General features: G+C 76.8%; 14 protein-coding genes. 9 read left to right on the top strand and 5 right to left on the bottom strand.

What is annotated here, in order from left to right; translation table 11 throughout:
* The 4 genes from mtrB (at window position 1) to hpf (ending at window position 5,041) form a co-directional block, all read left to right on the top strand.
* Window positions 1-1,719 carry an MtrAB system histidine kinase MtrB gene (gene mtrB, locus ACI79O_RS03650; RefSeq protein WP_456887813.1) on the top strand — a complete coding sequence of 573 codons (1,719 nt, stop codon included), beginning with the start codon at window positions 1-3 and terminating at the stop codon, window positions 1,717-1,719.
* Window positions 1,716-3,434, top strand: a complete 1,719-nt coding sequence (locus ACI79O_RS03645; RefSeq protein WP_456913394.1) for an LpqB family beta-propeller domain-containing protein — start codon at window positions 1,716-1,718, stop codon at window positions 3,432-3,434. The genes mtrB and ACI79O_RS03645 overlap by 4 nt, the downstream gene beginning before the upstream one ends.
* 62 nt (window positions 3,435-3,496) lie before the next feature.
* Window positions 3,497-4,282 (top strand): ComF family protein, encoded by a 786-nt coding sequence (locus tag ACI79O_RS03640; RefSeq protein ID WP_456887816.1) that lies wholly within the window; start codon window positions 3,497-3,499, stop codon window positions 4,280-4,282.
* Between the two features lie 36 nt (window positions 4,283-4,318).
* The gene (gene hpf / locus ACI79O_RS03635; RefSeq protein ID WP_456913393.1) at window positions 4,319-5,041 is read left to right on the top strand and encodes a ribosome hibernation-promoting factor, HPF/YfiA family; all 723 of its coding nucleotides are present in this window, start codon (window positions 4,319-4,321) and stop codon (window positions 5,039-5,041) included.
* Window positions 5,042-5,080: 39 nt separating this feature from the next.
* On the opposite strand, the gene ACI79O_RS03630 is transcribed toward hpf, so the two are convergent.
* Window positions 5,081-5,635, bottom strand: coding sequence for a GNAT family N-acetyltransferase (locus ACI79O_RS03630; protein ID WP_456887819.1), 555 nt, complete (start codon window positions 5,633-5,635; stop codon window positions 5,081-5,083).
* 10 nt (window positions 5,636-5,645) lie between these two features.
* Window positions 5,646-6,038 (bottom strand): pyridoxamine 5'-phosphate oxidase family protein, encoded by a 393-nt coding sequence (locus ACI79O_RS03625; RefSeq protein ID WP_456913392.1) that lies wholly within the window; start codon window positions 6,036-6,038, stop codon window positions 5,646-5,648.
* A gap of 43 nt (window positions 6,039-6,081) precedes the next feature.
* Between ACI79O_RS03625 and ACI79O_RS03620 the strand changes: the two genes are divergently transcribed.
* Both ACI79O_RS03620 and secA read left to right on the top strand, forming a co-directional pair.
* On the top strand, window positions 6,082-6,795 hold the full coding sequence (locus tag ACI79O_RS03620; RefSeq protein ID WP_456913391.1) for an SDR family NAD(P)-dependent oxidoreductase: 714 nt from the start codon (window positions 6,082-6,084) through the stop codon (window positions 6,793-6,795).
* A 71-nt stretch (window positions 6,796-6,866) separates the two neighbouring features.
* Window positions 6,867-9,971 carry a preprotein translocase subunit SecA gene (secA, locus tag ACI79O_RS03615; RefSeq protein WP_456913390.1) on the top strand — a complete coding sequence of 1,035 codons (3,105 nt, stop codon included), beginning with the start codon at window positions 6,867-6,869 and terminating at the stop codon, window positions 9,969-9,971.
* A 57-nt stretch (window positions 9,972-10,028) separates the two neighbouring features.
* Here the strand turns inward: secA and ACI79O_RS03610 are convergent, their stop codons facing one another.
* Together ACI79O_RS03610 and ACI79O_RS03605 are read right to left on the bottom strand one after the other, a co-directional pair.
* Window positions 10,029-10,577, bottom strand: coding sequence for an Rv3235 family protein (locus tag ACI79O_RS03610; RefSeq protein WP_456913389.1), 549 nt, complete (start codon window positions 10,575-10,577; stop codon window positions 10,029-10,031).
* Between the two features lie 72 nt (window positions 10,578-10,649).
* A complete protein-coding gene (locus ACI79O_RS03605; protein ID WP_456887828.1) occupies window positions 10,650-11,348 on the bottom strand; it encodes a hypothetical protein in 699 nt (232 codons plus the stop codon).
* An 83-nt stretch (window positions 11,349-11,431) separates the two neighbouring features.
* Here ACI79O_RS03605 and ACI79O_RS03600 point away from each other — a divergent pair, with 83 nt between their 5' ends.
* Window positions 11,432-12,001 (top strand): hypothetical protein, encoded by a 570-nt coding sequence (locus tag ACI79O_RS03600; RefSeq protein WP_456913388.1) that lies wholly within the window; start codon window positions 11,432-11,434, stop codon window positions 11,999-12,001.
* A gap of 2 nt (window positions 12,002-12,003) precedes the next feature.
* Here ACI79O_RS03600 and ACI79O_RS03595 read toward each other — a convergent pair whose 3' ends face one another.
* Entirely contained in the window at window positions 12,004-12,321 is a 318-nt protein-coding gene (locus ACI79O_RS03595) for a helix-turn-helix domain-containing protein (protein WP_456887832.1), read from the bottom strand.
* 206 nt (window positions 12,322-12,527) lie between these two features.
* Here ACI79O_RS03595 and ACI79O_RS03590 point away from each other — a divergent pair, with 206 nt between their 5' ends.
* Both ACI79O_RS03590 and ACI79O_RS03585 read left to right on the top strand, forming a co-directional pair.
* Entirely contained in the window at window positions 12,528-13,463 is a 936-nt protein-coding gene (locus tag ACI79O_RS03590; RefSeq protein ID WP_456913387.1) for an SAF domain-containing protein, read from the top strand.
* Window positions 13,463-14,755, top strand: coding sequence for an AAA family ATPase (locus ACI79O_RS03585; RefSeq protein WP_456913385.1), 1,293 nt, complete (start codon window positions 13,463-13,465; stop codon window positions 14,753-14,755). The genes ACI79O_RS03590 and ACI79O_RS03585 overlap by 1 nt, the downstream gene beginning before the upstream one ends.
* Window positions 14,756-14,815 lie beyond the last annotated feature (60 nt).

The following is a 14,815-nucleotide window of genomic DNA, read 5'->3' as shown; positions in this document are numbered from 1 at the left end:
GTGAGCACGACCGAGCGGGCCGCTCCCCCCGAGGGCGACGCCGCGGTGCCCGCCCCGCCGGCCGCGCCGGCGCGGCGGCTGCCCCGCGACCTGCCCACGCTGCGCCGCGGGGTGCGCCGGCGGGCCGGCCGGGCCCGCCGCGCGGGGCGTGCGCTGCTGGCCGCCGCGCTGTCGGCCTGGCGGTCGTCGCTGCACGTCCGCATCGGCGCGATCACGATGGTGGTGGCCGGCACGGTCGTCGTCATCGTCAGCCTGGTGCTGTTCAGCCAGATCCGCACGCAGCTGCTCACCGTCAAGCAGCAGGCCGCGGTCGACCAGGTGCAGTCGGGCGTCTTCTACGCACAGACCGAGGTGGTCGGCATCGCCGCCGGCGACGCGGCCAGCGTGCGCACCGCGCTGGACCGCACGGTGCAGCAGCTGCTCACCCGGGGCGGGTCGGCCGGCGACTTCGACGTCGTCATGGTGTACCGGACCGGCGACACCGAGCGGCCGCCGGCGGTCAGCCGGCAGGGCGTCTACCCGGCGCTGCCCGACGGGCTGCGCGCCGACGTCCGCGGCGGCGGGCAGTCCTACCAGTACTGGCCGGTCCCCAACGACTCCGGCGAGCCCCGGCCGACGCTGCTGGTGGGGTCGCCGGTCCCCGGCGGCGCCTCGTCGGCGGGGCAGATCGAGCTCTACTACGCCTTCCCCCTCGACCAGGAGGAGGAGACGCTCTCGCTGATCCGCAGCACCGTGGCGATCAGCGGCATCGCGCTCACCCTGTTCGTCGCCGGCATCGGCGTGCTGGTCACCCGGCTGGTGGTCGACCCGGTGCGCCGCGCCGCCGGCATCGCCCAGCGGCTGGCCGAGGGGCAGCTCGAGGAACGGATGACCGTCCGCGGCGAGGACGACCTGGCCCGGCTGGCCACCAGCTTCAACGCCATGGCCGACAGCCTGCAGCGCCAGATCACCCAGCTCGAGGCGCTCTCCCAGCTGCAGCAGCGGTTCACCTCCGACGTCAGCCACGAGCTGCGCACCCCGCTGACGACGGTGCAGATGGCCGCCGAGGTCCTGCACGAGTCGCGCGGCGACTTCCCGCCGCACGTGGCCCGCTCGGCGGAGCTGCTGCACGAGGAGCTCGACCGGTTCGAGCGGCTGCTGTCGGACCTCCTGGAGATCAGCCGCTACGACGCCGGCGCCGCCGTCCTGGACTGGGCGCCCACCGACCTCGGCGTGCTCGTCGGGCGGGTGACCGACGGCATGTCGGCGCTCGCGGAGCGGCACGGCTGCGACCTGCAGGTGACCTGCCCGCCGGACCCGGTGATCGCCGAGGTCGACGCCCGCCGCGTCGAGCGGGTGCTGCGCAACCTCGTGGGCAACGCCATCGAGCACGGCACCGGCCGGCCGGTCGAGGTGACGCTGGCGGCCAACCGGACGGCGGCCGCGGTGACCGTCCGCGACCACGGCGTGGGCCTGTCCTCGGCGGACGCCCAGCACGTGTTCGACCGGTTCTGGCGGGCCGACCCCTCCCGCGTGCGCACCGTCGGCGGCAGCGGCCTGGGCCTGTCGATCAGCCTGGAGGACGCCCGGCTGCACGGCGGCTGGCTGCAGGTGTGGGGCCAGCCCGGGCTCGGCGCCCAGTTCCGGCTCACCGTCCCGCTCAGCGCCGGCGCGGACCTGACCAGCTCGCCGCTGCCGCTGCGGCCGACGATCGTGCGCCGACCCGCGGTGCCCCGGTGAGGCGGCGCCCGGCCGCCGTGGCCGCCCTCGTGCTCGGGCTGCTCACCGCCTGCTCGACCGTGCCCAGCGCCTCGGCGCCGGTGCAGATCACCGAGGCACCGGCCCGGCCGGCCGGCGAGGTGGGCATCGAGCCGCTCGGCCCGGCCCCGGACGCGCCCCGGGAGGAGATCGTCCGCGGGTTCGTCGACGCCGCGGCCAGCAACCTGCAGCGGCACCCGGTCGCCCGCGACCACCTGACCCCCGACGCCGCGGCCGCCTGGTCCGACGAGTCGGGCATCACCCTGGTCGGCGCCGACTACGCCACCGTCACCACCGACGCCGGCACCGTCGTCATGACCGGCGACCTCGTCGGCGCCATCGACCCCCGCGGGGTGTTCACCGCGGCCGCCGCGGGCGAGGTGTTCACCCACGAGTTCACCCTCGCCGAGGTCGGCGGCCAGTGGCGGATCAGCAACCCGCCCGACGGGCTGGTCATGCTCGTGCCCGACTTCGAGCGGCTCTACGACGACCTCGCCGCCTACTTCGTCGACCGGACGGGGCAGCGGATGGTGCCCGACCCGCGCTACCTGCTCGGCGGCGAGGCGCAGCCGACCACCCTGGTCCAGCGGCTGATCGACGGTCCGTCGCCGACGCTGGCCGCCGGCGTCGACAACCCCCTCACCGGCGTCACCCTCACCCGGGCGGTGACCGTCAGCGGGGCCACCGCCACCGTCGACCTCGCCGGGCTCGGCGACGTGGCACCGGCGCAGGTGTCCCAGCTGTGCGCCCAGCTGGTCTGGACCCTCGACCAGCTCGACGGGATCAGCTCGGTCGAGATCACCGCCGGTGGCGACCCGCTGCCCCTCGACGGTCTCCCGGCCGTCCAGCGCACCGACGACTGGGCCGCCTTCAGCCCCGAGTCCGTCCCCGCCGACGCCGTCGGCCACTACCTCGACGCCGGCCGGCTGATGACAGTCGACGGCCAGCCGGTGGCCGGGCCGGCCGGCACGGGCCAGTACGCCCTGTCCGCGGCCGCGGTGTGGGCCGACCCGCGGACCAGCGCGCTGACCGACATGGTCGGCGTCTCGGTGGACGGAGCGACGGCGACCCTGCTGGCCGGGCGGTACGGCCAGGACCTCGCGCCGGTGCTGCCGGCGAGCCGGCTGTCGGCGCCGACGGTGGCCGCGACCCGCCCGGAGTTCTGGGTGATCCGCGACGAGACCACCGTGGTGCGGGTGCCCGCGGGCGGCTCGCCGCAGCCGGTCAACGCCCCGACGTTGTCCGGGCAGGGCCGGGCGACGGCGCTGGAGCTCTCGCCCGACGGGGTGCGCGCCGCCGTCGTCGTCAGCCGGGGGGACGGCTCGGCGCTGCTCGTCGGCACCGTCGTGCGCTCCGAGGACGGGCCGGTCGCGCTGCGCGACCTGCGCGAGATCGCCCCCTCGCTCAACGCGGTCACCGACGTCGCCTGGCGGACCTCCGGCAGCCTGTTGGTGCTCGCCGCCGACGGCGGGGAGGACGGCGTGGTGCCCTACGTCGTCGGCGTCGACGGGTGGGGCCTGGACGAGGAGCCCACCGCAGGCCTGCCCAGCCAGCCCACCGCCCTGGCCGCCGCTCCCGGGCAGCGGCCGCTGGTGAGCGCCGGCGGCTCGATGTGGGAGCTGTCGGGCGGCACCTGGGTGACCCTCGTCCGCGGTCAGCAGCCGGTGCCGGGCACCGAGCCGTTCTACCCGGTCTAGGCCGCGTCCACAGGTCGGGCGGGGACGGCCCGCGGGCTCCCCGGACGCCGCAGGATGCGGCGGTGCGTGCCCTCGCGGCGGCCCTCGCCGACCTCGTGCTGCCGCGCACCTGTGCCGGCTGCGGCGTCCCCGGGCCGGTGTTCTGCGGGCGCTGCGCGGGTCTGCTGACCCGGCCGCGGGAGGCCGCGCCGCGGCGGGTGCCGTGGGGCATGCCGCCGACGGTGGCCGCCGGCGCCTACGCCGGGCCGGTGCGCCCGGCGGTGGTCGCCTTCAAGGAGCGTGGCCGGGCGGAGCTGGCCGGCCCGCTCGGCGCCGCGCTGGCGCTGGCCGTCGGGGTGCACGCCGCGCTGCTCCCCGGCCGGCCGGTGCTGCTCGTGCCGGTCCCGCCGACCCGGGCGGCGCTGCGGGCACGCGGCCGCGACCACGTCCGCGAGCTCGCCGTCGCCGCGGTCGCGGAGCTGCGGGCGGCCGGCGTCGACGCGCGACCGGCGCGGTTGCTCGCGCGCACCGGCCGGGTGCGCGACTCGGCCGGGCTGGACGTCGCCCAGCGGCGGGCCAACCTGGCCGGGACGTTCACCGCCCGGGCGGGCGCGGTGCCGCCGGCGTCGCTGCTGGTGGTCGTCGACGACGTCGTGACCAGCGGTGCGACCCTCACCCAGGCGGCCGCGACCCTGGCCGCGACCCGTCCGGACGGCGCCGCGCCGGTGCTCGCCGCCGTGGTCGCCGCGACCCCGCGTCCGGACCCCGGAGCCGTTCCCGTTCCGGCACCGGCGGGGTCCCCGCACGCCGTCCGGAGCCCGTCCGGCGGTCGTCTCGATCGACTGTCCGGCCCCTCGGACAGGGACTAGCGTGGCATCGGTCACACCCCATGACCGGGAGGTCTGATGGAGATCGTGGTCCGTGGCCGCAACGTCGAGGTGCCCGAGCACTATCGGCAGCACGTGGAGGACAAGGTCGGCCAGCTCGAGAGGTTCGACGGCAAGCTGTCCCGCATCGACGTCGAGTTGTTCCACGAGAAGAACCCTCGCCAGTCCGCCAACTGCCAGCGGGTGGAGATCACCCTCCGTGGCAAGGGACCGGTGGTCCGCGCCGAGGCCAGTGCGCCGGACTTCTACGCCGCGCTCGACCTGAGCTGCGCCAAGCTCGACAACCGGCTGCGCCGGGCCAACGACCGCCGGCGCGTGCACCACGGCCGCCGGACGCCGCCCAGTGTCCGCGTCACCAGCGCGCCCGAGGCCGCACCGCTGCAGACACCGGCGGTGGGCATCCCCGACCTCGCACAGCTCCCCGGATCACAGGTCGACGCCGAACCGCCCGAGACCGACGCCGAGGAGCACCTGCCGGGACGGATCGTCCGCGAGAAGCACCACCCCGCCGTCCCGATGACCGTCGACCAGGCCCTGCTCGAGATGGAGCTCGTGGGGCACGACTTCTTCCTGTTCCACTGCGCCGACACCGGCCGGCCGACGGTCGTCTACCGGCGGCACGCCTTCGACTACGGCCTCATCCGGCTGGTCGACCCGCCCGTCGGGCAGGCCGGCACCGCCGCGTCTCCGTCCGCCGCCGCCACGCCCGCCGCCACCGAGCCGGCGGCCGTCCCGCGCTGACACCGGCGGGGGCCCGGCGCGTCCGCCGGGCCCCCGCCCTCACCCCTCGGCCACCCGGCCGAACAGGACGGCGTCGCCGCGGGTGCCGTCGGCGTAGTCCAGGCACCGCCGGACGACGCCCTCCTCCGCGAACCCCGCCCGCCGCGCCACGGCCTGCGACGGCTCGTTGGCCACGTCGGTGAACAGGTGCACCCGCGCCGCCCCGCGGGACAGCGCCCAGACGGCCAGCCCCGCGGCCGCCTCGGCCGCGTAGCCCCGCCGGCGCGCCCACGGGGCGATCCAGTAGCCGATCTCCGGGCCCAGGCGGCCGCCGGTCAGGTGGTGCATCCCGCACGCCCCGACGAACGCGCCGTCGGCCTCGATCGCGCAGCCGAGGTCGGTCCCGGCGGCCCGGCCGGCGGGCGCGGTGCGCAGCACGAAGTCGGCGGCCGAGTCGCGGGTGTAGGGGGAGGGCAGCGCGGTCAGCCAGCGCCGGGTCTCGGCGTCCTGGCAGGCCCGGAACACCGGGTCCACGTCGTCCTCCCGCATCGGCCGCAGCAGGAGGCGCTCGGTGCGCACCACCTCGGTGGTCAGGTCGACGCCGGTCAGGTCCACCGGCCCATCCTCAGGCGTTGCCCAGCACGCGGTCGACCGAGATCTCGAGGACCACCCGCGCGGGGTTCTCCCGGGGTGCGCGGTAGCGCCGGGCGTAGCGCGCCTCGGCGTCGGCCACCGACGCGGGGTCGTCGCGCACCACCGCCGTGCCCTCGAGGGTCAGCCACCGGCGGCCGTCGACCTGGCAGACGGCCACCCGCGCCTGTCCGGCGCGCACGTGCCGGGCCTTGGCCGACCCGCCGGAGGTGATCACCCGCGCGGTGGCGGTGCCGGGGTCGAAGGTGACGCCGACCGGCACGACGTGCGGGCTGCCGTCGGCGCGCAGCGTGGTGAGCGTGGCCAGGTGCCGCTCGGTCAGGAAGGCCAGCAGTTCCGGCGCGAGATCGTGCGGGTCGTGGGCCACGGGGAGAGGTTAGGTCGCCGTCGCGGCGGGCACCGGCCCGCGCGTGGAGCTGACGGGGGCGCGGGTGCTGGTGGCCGGCGCGACGGGCGTGCTCGGCGGGGAGCTGGCGCGGGCCCTGGCGGGGGCCGGTGCCCGGGTGGCGCTGACCGGCCGCGACGACGGGCGGTTGCAGGCGCTGGCCGCGGAGCTCGGCGGGGCGCCCGCACTCGCCGCGGACGCGGTCGACGTCGACGTCGACGTCGACGCCGTCCGGGCCGCCGTCGGGCACGCCGCCGACGCCCTCGGTGGCCTCGACGCCGTCGTCGTCGCGTGGGGCGTGGTGGCCTTCGGTCCCGCCGCCGACGCCGACGACGCGGTCGCCGAGGAGTTGTTCGCGGTCAACACGCTGGCGCCGATGAGCCTGGTGCGGGCCGCGCTGCCGCACCTGGCCGAGGGTGGGGCGCTGGTCCTGCTCTCGGCGATCGTGGCCGACGCGCCGACCCTGGGCATGGCGGAGTACTCGGCGAGCAAGGCGGCCCTGTCGGCGTGGGCCGCGGTGCTGCGCCGCGAGCTGCGCGGCCGGTCGATCGCGGTCCTCGACGTCCGGCCCCCGCACGTCGACACCGGCCTGGTCGACCGGGCCCTGGCCGGGGCGCCGCCGCGGCTGCCCGCCGGGCACGACCGTGACGAGGTGGTGCGGGCGGTGCTCGACGGGTTGCGGCAGGGAGCCCGCGAGGTCGTCCTCGACCAGCGGGAACGGCGGCTCGTCGTCCGCTGACCACCCCCGTCGCCGCGGCAGGGTACGTGCGGCGTCCCCGGCACGCCGGGTGGGCCGCCTACGCTGGACCCGTGGTGTTCTCGAGGATCCTCCGTGCCGGTGAGGGAAAGCTCGTCCGTCGACTGGAGCGGATCGCCGACGCGATCGACCTGCTCGCCGACGACGTGGCCGACCTGACCGACGCCGAGCTGCGCGCCAAGACCGACGAGTTCAAGCAGCGTCTGGACGACGGCGAGACCCTCGACCAGCTGCTGCCGGAGGCCTTCGCCGTCGTCCGGGAGGCCGCCACCCGGACGCTGGGCCAGCGGCACTTCCGGGTGCAGCTCATGGGCGGCGCCGCGCTGCACCTGGGCAACATCGCCGAGATGCGCACCGGTGAGGGCAAGACCCTGACCGGCGTGCTGCCGGCCTACCTCAACGCGCTCACCGGCGAGGGCGTGCACGTGGTCACGGTCAACGACTACCTGGCCAAGCGCGACGCCGAGTGGATGGGCCGGGTACACCGCTTCCTCGGCCTGAGCGTGGGCACGATCCTGTCCGGCGAGAAGCCGGCGTACCGCCGCGAGCAGTACGCCTGCGACATCACCTACGGCACGAACAACGAGTTCGGCTTCGACTACCTGCGCGACAACATGGCCTGGTCCAAGGCCGACCTGGTGCAGCGCGGCCACCACTACGCGATCGTCGACGAGGTCGACTCGATCCTCATCGACGAGGCCCGTACCCCGCTGATCATCAGCGGCCCCGCCGAGTCGGCCGGCAAGTGGTACGTCGAGTTCGCGCGGATCGTCCCGCTGATGAAGCGCGACGTGCACTACGAGGTGGAGGAGGCCAAGCGCACGGTCGCCGTCACCGAGGAGGGCGTGGAGTTCGTCGAGGACCAGCTCGGCATCGACAACCTCTACGAGGCGGTCAACACCCCGCTCATCGGCTACCTGAACAACGCGCTGAAGGCCAAGGAGCTCTTCCACCGCGACCAGCAGTACATCGTCAGCAACGGCGAGGTGCTCATCGTCGACGAGTTCACCGGCCGCGTGCTGGCCGGCCGGCGCTACAACGAGGGCATGCACCAGGCCATCGAGGCCAAGGAGAAGGTGCAGATCAAGGACGAGAACCAGACGCTCGCCACGATCACCCTGCAGAACTACTTCCGCCTCTACGAGAAGCTCTCCGGGATGACCGGCACGGCCCAGACCGAGGCGGCCGAGCTCTCCCAGACCTACAAGCTCGGCGTCGTCCCGATCCCGACCAACCGGCCGATGGTCCGCGAGGACCGCTCCGACGTCATCTACAAGACCGAGTCGGCCAAGTTCGACGCGGTCATCGACGACATCGCCGAGCGCCACGAGGCCGGGCAGCCGGTGCTCGTGGGTACCGCCAGCGTCGAGAAGTCCGAGATCCTGTCGAAGCTGCTGCTGCGCCGCGGCATCCCGCACGAGGTCCTCAACGCGAAGAACCACGCGCGGGAGGCGGCGATCGTCGCCCAGGCCGGCCGGCTCGGCGCGGTCACCGTGGCCACCAACATGGCCGGCCGCGGCACCGACATCCAGCTCGGCGGCAACCCCGAGTTCATCGCCGACGAGGCGCTGCGGGCCCGCGGGCTCTCGCCGTCGGAGACCCCCGACGAGTACGAGGCCGCCTGGGACGAGGCGCTGACCGCCGCCAAGGACCAGGTGAAGGCCGAGCACGAGGAGGTCACCGAGGCCGGCGGCCTCTACGTGCTGGGCACCGAGCGGCACGAGAGCCGCCGCATCGACAACCAGCTGCGCGGCCGCTCGGGCCGGCAGGGCGACCCGGGGGAGTCGCGGTTCTACCTCTCCCTCGGCGACGACCTGATGCGCCGCTTCAACGGCCCGATGCTCGAGTCGATGATGACCACGCTGCGGGTCCCCGACGACCAGCCGATCGAGTCGAAGATGGTCACCCGGGCCATCCGCTCGGCGCAGACGCAGGTCGAGCAGCAGAACTTCGAGGTCCGCAAGGACGTCCTCAAGTACGACGAGGTCCTCAACCGGCAGCGCACCGTCATCTACGACGAGCGCCGCAAGGTCCTCGACGGCGAGGACCTGCACGAGCAGGTCCAGCACATGCTCGACGACGTCGTCGGCGCCTACGTCGACGGCGCGACCGAGACCGGCTACGCCGAGGACTGGGACCTCGAGCAGCTGTGGACCGGCCTGCGGTCGCTCTACCCGGTGGGCCTGCAGCTGGCGGAGCTGCTCGACCGGGTCGCCGACGGCGAGCAGTCCGCGCTGACGGCCGAGACGCTCAAGAGCGAGCTGCTCGACGACGTCCACCGCGCCTACGAGGAGCGCGAGGCGGCGCTGGGCTCGGAGGTCATGCGGGAGCTCGAGCGGCGGGTGCTGCTGAGCGTGCTCGACCGCAAGTGGCGCGAGCACCTCTACGAGATGGACTACCTGCGGGCCGGCATCCACCTGCGCGCGATGGCCAACCGCGACCCGGTCGTGGAGTACCAGCGCGAGGGCTACGACATGTTCTCCGCGATGCTCGACGGCATCAAGGAGGAGTCGGTCGGCTTCCTGTTCAACCTCGAGGTCAAGACCAAGGAGCAGCAGGAGGCCGAGGCGCGGGCCCAGCAGGCCGAGGCCGAGGCCCGGGCGCTGGCCGCCGCGCAGGAGGGCACCGCCCGCGTGCTCGCCCGGCAGCGAGCCGCGCAGGAGGCCGCCGCCCGGGAGGCCGCCGCCGCGCAGGCCGCTGCAGCCCCGGCTCCGGCCGAGGCCCCGGCTCCGACCGAGACTCCGGCTCCGGCCGACGGGGACGGCGCCGCGCCGGCCCCGGCCGCTCCGGTGTCGGTGTCCAAGCCGGCGGCCAAGCCCGCCGCCCGCCGCTCGACCGGTGCCCCGGCGGGCCGGCCGGGCGCACGCACCGGCGGCCGGCACGCGGCGCCGACGACGCCGGCCGCTCCGGCCGACGAGTCGCCGTCGCCGTCGGGCACCGGCCCGCAGCTGGCGGTCAAGGGTCTCGACGAGCCGCGGCGGCAGGAGAACCTGAGCTACTCGGCACCCTCGCTCGACGCCTCCCCCAAGGAGAGCGGCCCGGCGAAGGCGGCCAAGACCGCGACGGTCACCGGCACCAAGGAGCCCGCCCGCAACGCGCCCTGCCCGTGCGGCTCGGGCAAGAAGTACAAGGTCTGCCACGGAGCAGCCGCCCGCTGACGCCCGCACCTCACGGCGCCCCGTCGACCCGCGTGGTCGGCGGGGCGCCGTCGTCCGTCATCCGATCGACAGGGCGGTGCACCGCCAGCGCCCGTCGACGCCCTCGAGCCGCGCGGCGACCGCGTGCGCCCGGCCCGACCGGCGCGCCACCGCGCTGACCTCGGCCACGCCGTCGACCGGCTCGCAGACGTGCACCGGCCCCAGCAGCAGCGGCGCGGTGCCGCCGGTGCACCACGCCGGACGCCGTCCGGTGGCCAGCGCGCCGTGCACCCCGGGCGCGGTGAGCCGCTGGACCTGCGACAGCGGCCGTCGGCCGGCCAGCGCCTCCAGCACCGTGGTGAACAGCAGCCGGCCCGCCGCGCGCGGGTCGGGCAGGTCCGCCCGGACCGACCAGGCGGGGCCGAACAGGTCCGGCCGCCGGCCGCCGTCGGGGACCGGGCGCGGGCCGGGCCGGTGCGGCGGACGGGGCGGCGGGGTGCTGGGGTCGACCAGCGCGACGGCCGGCCCCTGCAGCGGCGGGTGCAGCGCGGGGACGATGGTGAGGCGGGGCGGGCGGCCGGTGCCGGGCGGGGTCTGCGGCGCGGTGGTCTGCGGAGGGGCGGTCACGGGGGCTCCCGGGGTCGGGTCGGTGGCGGTCGGCTCGGGCCGGGGGAGCGGCCGTGGGAGGCGGTGCCGTGGTCAGGTCGGGGGGCGCAGGACCTGTCCGGGCAGCAGGAGGTCGGGGTCGTCGCCGATCACGGCGGCGTTGGCCCGCCACCAGCCGTGGACGGCGCCGGCCACCTCGGCGTCGGTCGGCTCCCGGCCGGTGCGGGCGCGGAGATCGGCCTCGGCGATCGACCACAGGCACTCGCCGCGGAGCACGACGTGGTCGCCGGGCGCCGGCGCCGGCCAGTCGGGGACGGCGGGCGCCGGCGCCGGCCCCGACGCGGCGGCGGGTGCTGACGAGGCCGGTGGCCAGTCCGGCAGGGTCGCGGCCTGCACGGCGGCCGCCGGGGCGACCGGTGGAGCGGACACCGTCGTCGTGCAGCCGGTGAGCGCGGGCGCTGCGACCAGGCCGACGCCGAGGGCCAGGGCGGCCGCGCGCCGGGCCGAGGCGGGCAGCAGGCGGCGGAGCACGGCCCCGGCGACCGCACCGGCCAGGCCCGGCAGCGCCGACAGCGCGGTGAGGACCAGGCCGAGGGCGCCCCACGCCCAGACCAGCCACGCGGCGGCGGCGACCGCGGCGAGCAGCAGGGTCTCGGGGCCGGCGGTGTCGGCAACCCGCTGCGGGTCGACCCCGACCGCGGTCAGCGCGGCGAGGTCGGGCGTGAGCAGCCGCAGGACGGCCGCCACCCCGGCCATCGCCGCCGTCGTGGCGACGAGTCGACTCCCTGACATGTGCCCTCCTCCACGCGGTTCGCAGCACTAAAGCAACCAAACGCGTACAAACGCAAGAGTCGTTGTGGATCTAGGCTCCGGGCATGCGCTGGCAGCAGCTGTTCGCCGACCTGCAGGCGGAGTTCGACGAGGCCTCCGCGGCCGAGGAGCGGGCCGAGCTGCCCTCCCGGTCACGGGCGGAGACGGCCGCGGTCCGGCTGGCGGAGCGGCTGGGTGGTGCGGTGGGCGAGCGGGTGTCCCTGCGCTGCCGGGGCGCCGGCGAGGTCGCCGGCCGGCTCGGTGAGGTGGGCCCGGACTGGGCGCTGCTCACCGACGACGCCGGCCGTGAGGTGCTGGTGGCCCTGCCGGCCGTCGTCGCGGTGTCCGGGCTGGTGCGCTCGACCGCGGCGGCCGGGCCGGTCTCCCCGGTGCGGGCGGCGCTGGACCTGCGCCGGGCGCTGCGCGGACTGGCGCGCGACCGCAGCGCGGTGGCCGTCGTCCTCGACGACGGCGGGGTGCTGACCGGGACGGTCGACCGGGTGGGGGCCGACTTCGTCGAGCTGGCCGAGCACGCACCCGACGAGTTCCGGCGGTCGGGCGCCGTGCGGTCGGTGCGGGCGGCGGTGCTGGGCGCGGTGGCGGTGGTGCGGACGCTGGCCCCCGGCGCCCCCTGAGGTCAGCCGCGCGAGCGACGTCCGCGGGCGGGCGCGGCCGTGGCCGGGGTGTCGGCCGGCGTGCCGGTCCCCGTGTCCGCCGGTGCCGCGGGGGCCTCCGGGGCGAGCTCGTCGGCGGTCGGGACGGCGCCGGCGCGGGCCTCGGCGTACTTCTGCTGGATGAACCGCTCGAGCTCGTCGGTCTCCACCCGCCACTGGCCGCGGCCGCCGATCTGGATGGCGATCAGCTCACGGCGGCGTACGAGCGCGTAGGCCTGCGACCACGAGACGTTGAGGATCTCGGCGACGTCGTCGAGGGTCAGGAAGCGCGGTGTGGGCATGGCTCTCCGTCCGGTCGCCCGCCAGTCTGTCAGGAACGCGCTCACCCGCGGGCATCTCGTCCACACCCGAACGTGTGGACAGTCCGTGCACGCAACCGCTCCCGTACCGCATCATCTGCGTCCGACCGCGCTGATCGCCGGTCAGGTCCGTGCCCACCGCGCGGTGGGCGGCCGGGGCGTCCCGGACAGCAGAGGAGGAGGGTCCGGTGAGCGCTGCCACGCGCACGGCGCCGGTGGCGGGGGAGGCGGCGGCCGGGCCGGTGCCGCGGCGGGTGCGCCCGCCGCGCTGGCTGGACCTGCGGCTGGTCCTCGGGGTGCTGCTGGTGCTCGGCTCGGTGCTGCTCGGCGCCCGCGTCGTGAGCGCCGCCGATGCCACCGTGCCCGTGTGGTCGGTGGCCGGCGACCTGGCCGCGGGCACCGAGTTGGCGGCCACCGACCTCGTCGCGGTCGAGGTGCGGCTGGGCGACGCCGCGGGGGCCTACCTGTCCACCGGCACCGACCCCGCCGGGCGCACCCTCGCCCGCGCGGTGCGCGCCGGGGAGCTCCTGCCGCGCAGCGCCCTCGAGGAGCCGCAGGACCTGGTTCAGGTCGCCCTGCCGGTGCAGGCCGGCTACGTACCGCCCGGACTCGCGCGCGGGCAGGTCGTCGACGTCTACGGCGTGACCGACCCCGCCGGTACCGCGACCGGCGAGGGCGTGACGCTCGTGGTCGCGGCCGCGCCGGTGCAGGCCGTCAGCGGCCGCGCGGAGGGCGTGCTGTCGACGGCGGCGACGACCGTCCAGGTGGTCATCGGCGTCCCTGCCGCGGAGGCCGCCGCCGTGCTCGGGTCGATCGGCGGCCGGCCGCTCGTGGTGGTCGTGCACGGCTCGGTGGACGACGCCGCGGCGTCGACGGGGGCACCGGAGGGCACCGCGCGCCCGGCCCGTCCCTCGGCCTCGGCCCCACCGAGCACCCCGTCGAGTACCCCGCCCGCCTCCTCGCCGTCCGCCACGCCGCCCGCCTCCTCGGCGCCGGTCTCCTCCGTGCCGGCCTCGTCACCGCCGCCCGCCCCGCTGCCGGTCGCGCCGTCCCTGGACCAGGCGACGGCTCCCGTGCCCCCCGCCGCCGCTCCGCCGGCCGCACCCGCCGGGTCGGCGCCCTGATGGCGCTGCAGGTCGTCACCGCGGTCACCGGCGCCGCGTGGGAGGCCGCGCTGGTCGGCGCTCTGGACCGGGCCGACCACGGGGTGACCGTGGTCCGGCGGTGCGTCGACGCCTCCGACCTGCTCGCCACGGCCGCCACCGGCACCGCCCAGGCCGCGCTGCTGTCGGCGGACCTGCACCGCCTCGACGTCGACGCAGTCGCCCGTCTCGGCACGGCCGGGGTCGCCGTCGTCGGGCTGGCCGACCCCGCCGACGGCCGTGCCGCCGAGCGGCTGCGGGCGCTGGGGGTGGCCACCGTGCTGCCCGCGGACGCGCCGCCGGAGGACGTCGTCCGCGCGCTGCGCGAGGCCGTGACCGGCCCGGTGGCGACCGGACACGACGTGGCCGACCCCCGCACGGCGCTGCCCGCTCCCGGCCGGACCGCCCCCGAGCTCGCGCCGCGGCGTCCCTCCCGGGGCCGGGTCGTGGCGGTGTGGGGCCCGACCGGGGCGCCGGGCCGGACGACGGTCGCGGTCGGTCTCGCCGACGAGGCGGCGCGCCTGGGTGTGCCGACGCTGCTGGTCGACGCCGACGTGTACGGCGGGGTCGTCGCGCAGGTCCTCGGACTGCTCGACGAGTCGCCCGGGCTGGCCGGTGCCGCGCGCCAGGCCGCCGCGGGGACGCTGGACGAGGCCGCCCTGCGCCGGCTGGCCTGGTCGGTCCGTCCGCAGCTGTCGGTGCTCACCGGGCTGGCCCGGGCCGACCGGTGGCCCGAGCTGCGTCCCCACGCGGTCGCGGCGGTGCTCGACGAGGCCCGCCGGACGGCCGACCTGACCGTCGTCGACTGCGCGTTCAACCTCGAGGAGGACGAGGAGCTGTCCTTCGACACCGCGGCGCCGCGGCGCAACGGGGCCACCGTCACCGTGCTGGAGTCCGCCGACGACGTCCTCTGCGTGAGCGGCGCCGACCCGGTCGCCCTGCAGCGCACCATCCGGGCGCTGGGCCAGCTCCGCGACCTGCTGCCGGACGTCGAACCGGTCGTGGTGGTCAACCAGCTGCGCCGCGGTCCTGTGCCCGGCGACCCCCGCGAGGAGATCGGCGACGCGCTCGAGCGCTTCGCCGGCCGCGGCGTGCGGAGGTTCCTGCCGACCGACCGGGCCGCAACCGACGCGGCGCTCGCCTCCGGGCGGACCCTGGCCGAGGTGGCACCCGGGTCCCCGCTGCGGGCCGGACTGCGCACGCTGGCCGCCGACCTCGCGCGGGTGCCCGAGCCGGCACGGGGACGCCGGGGTCTGCGCCGGCGCGCCGGCTGAGCCGCCGGCCCGCCGCGGCTCCCCCGGGAGGGCGGTCCGTGCCGGTCCGGCTGGGGAGGA

The organism is Geodermatophilus sp. SYSU D00696 (genome assembly GCF_054050235.1).
The sequence above is the reverse complement of the archived record's forward strand: the minus strand, read 5'-3'. Positions and strand labels throughout refer to the sequence as shown.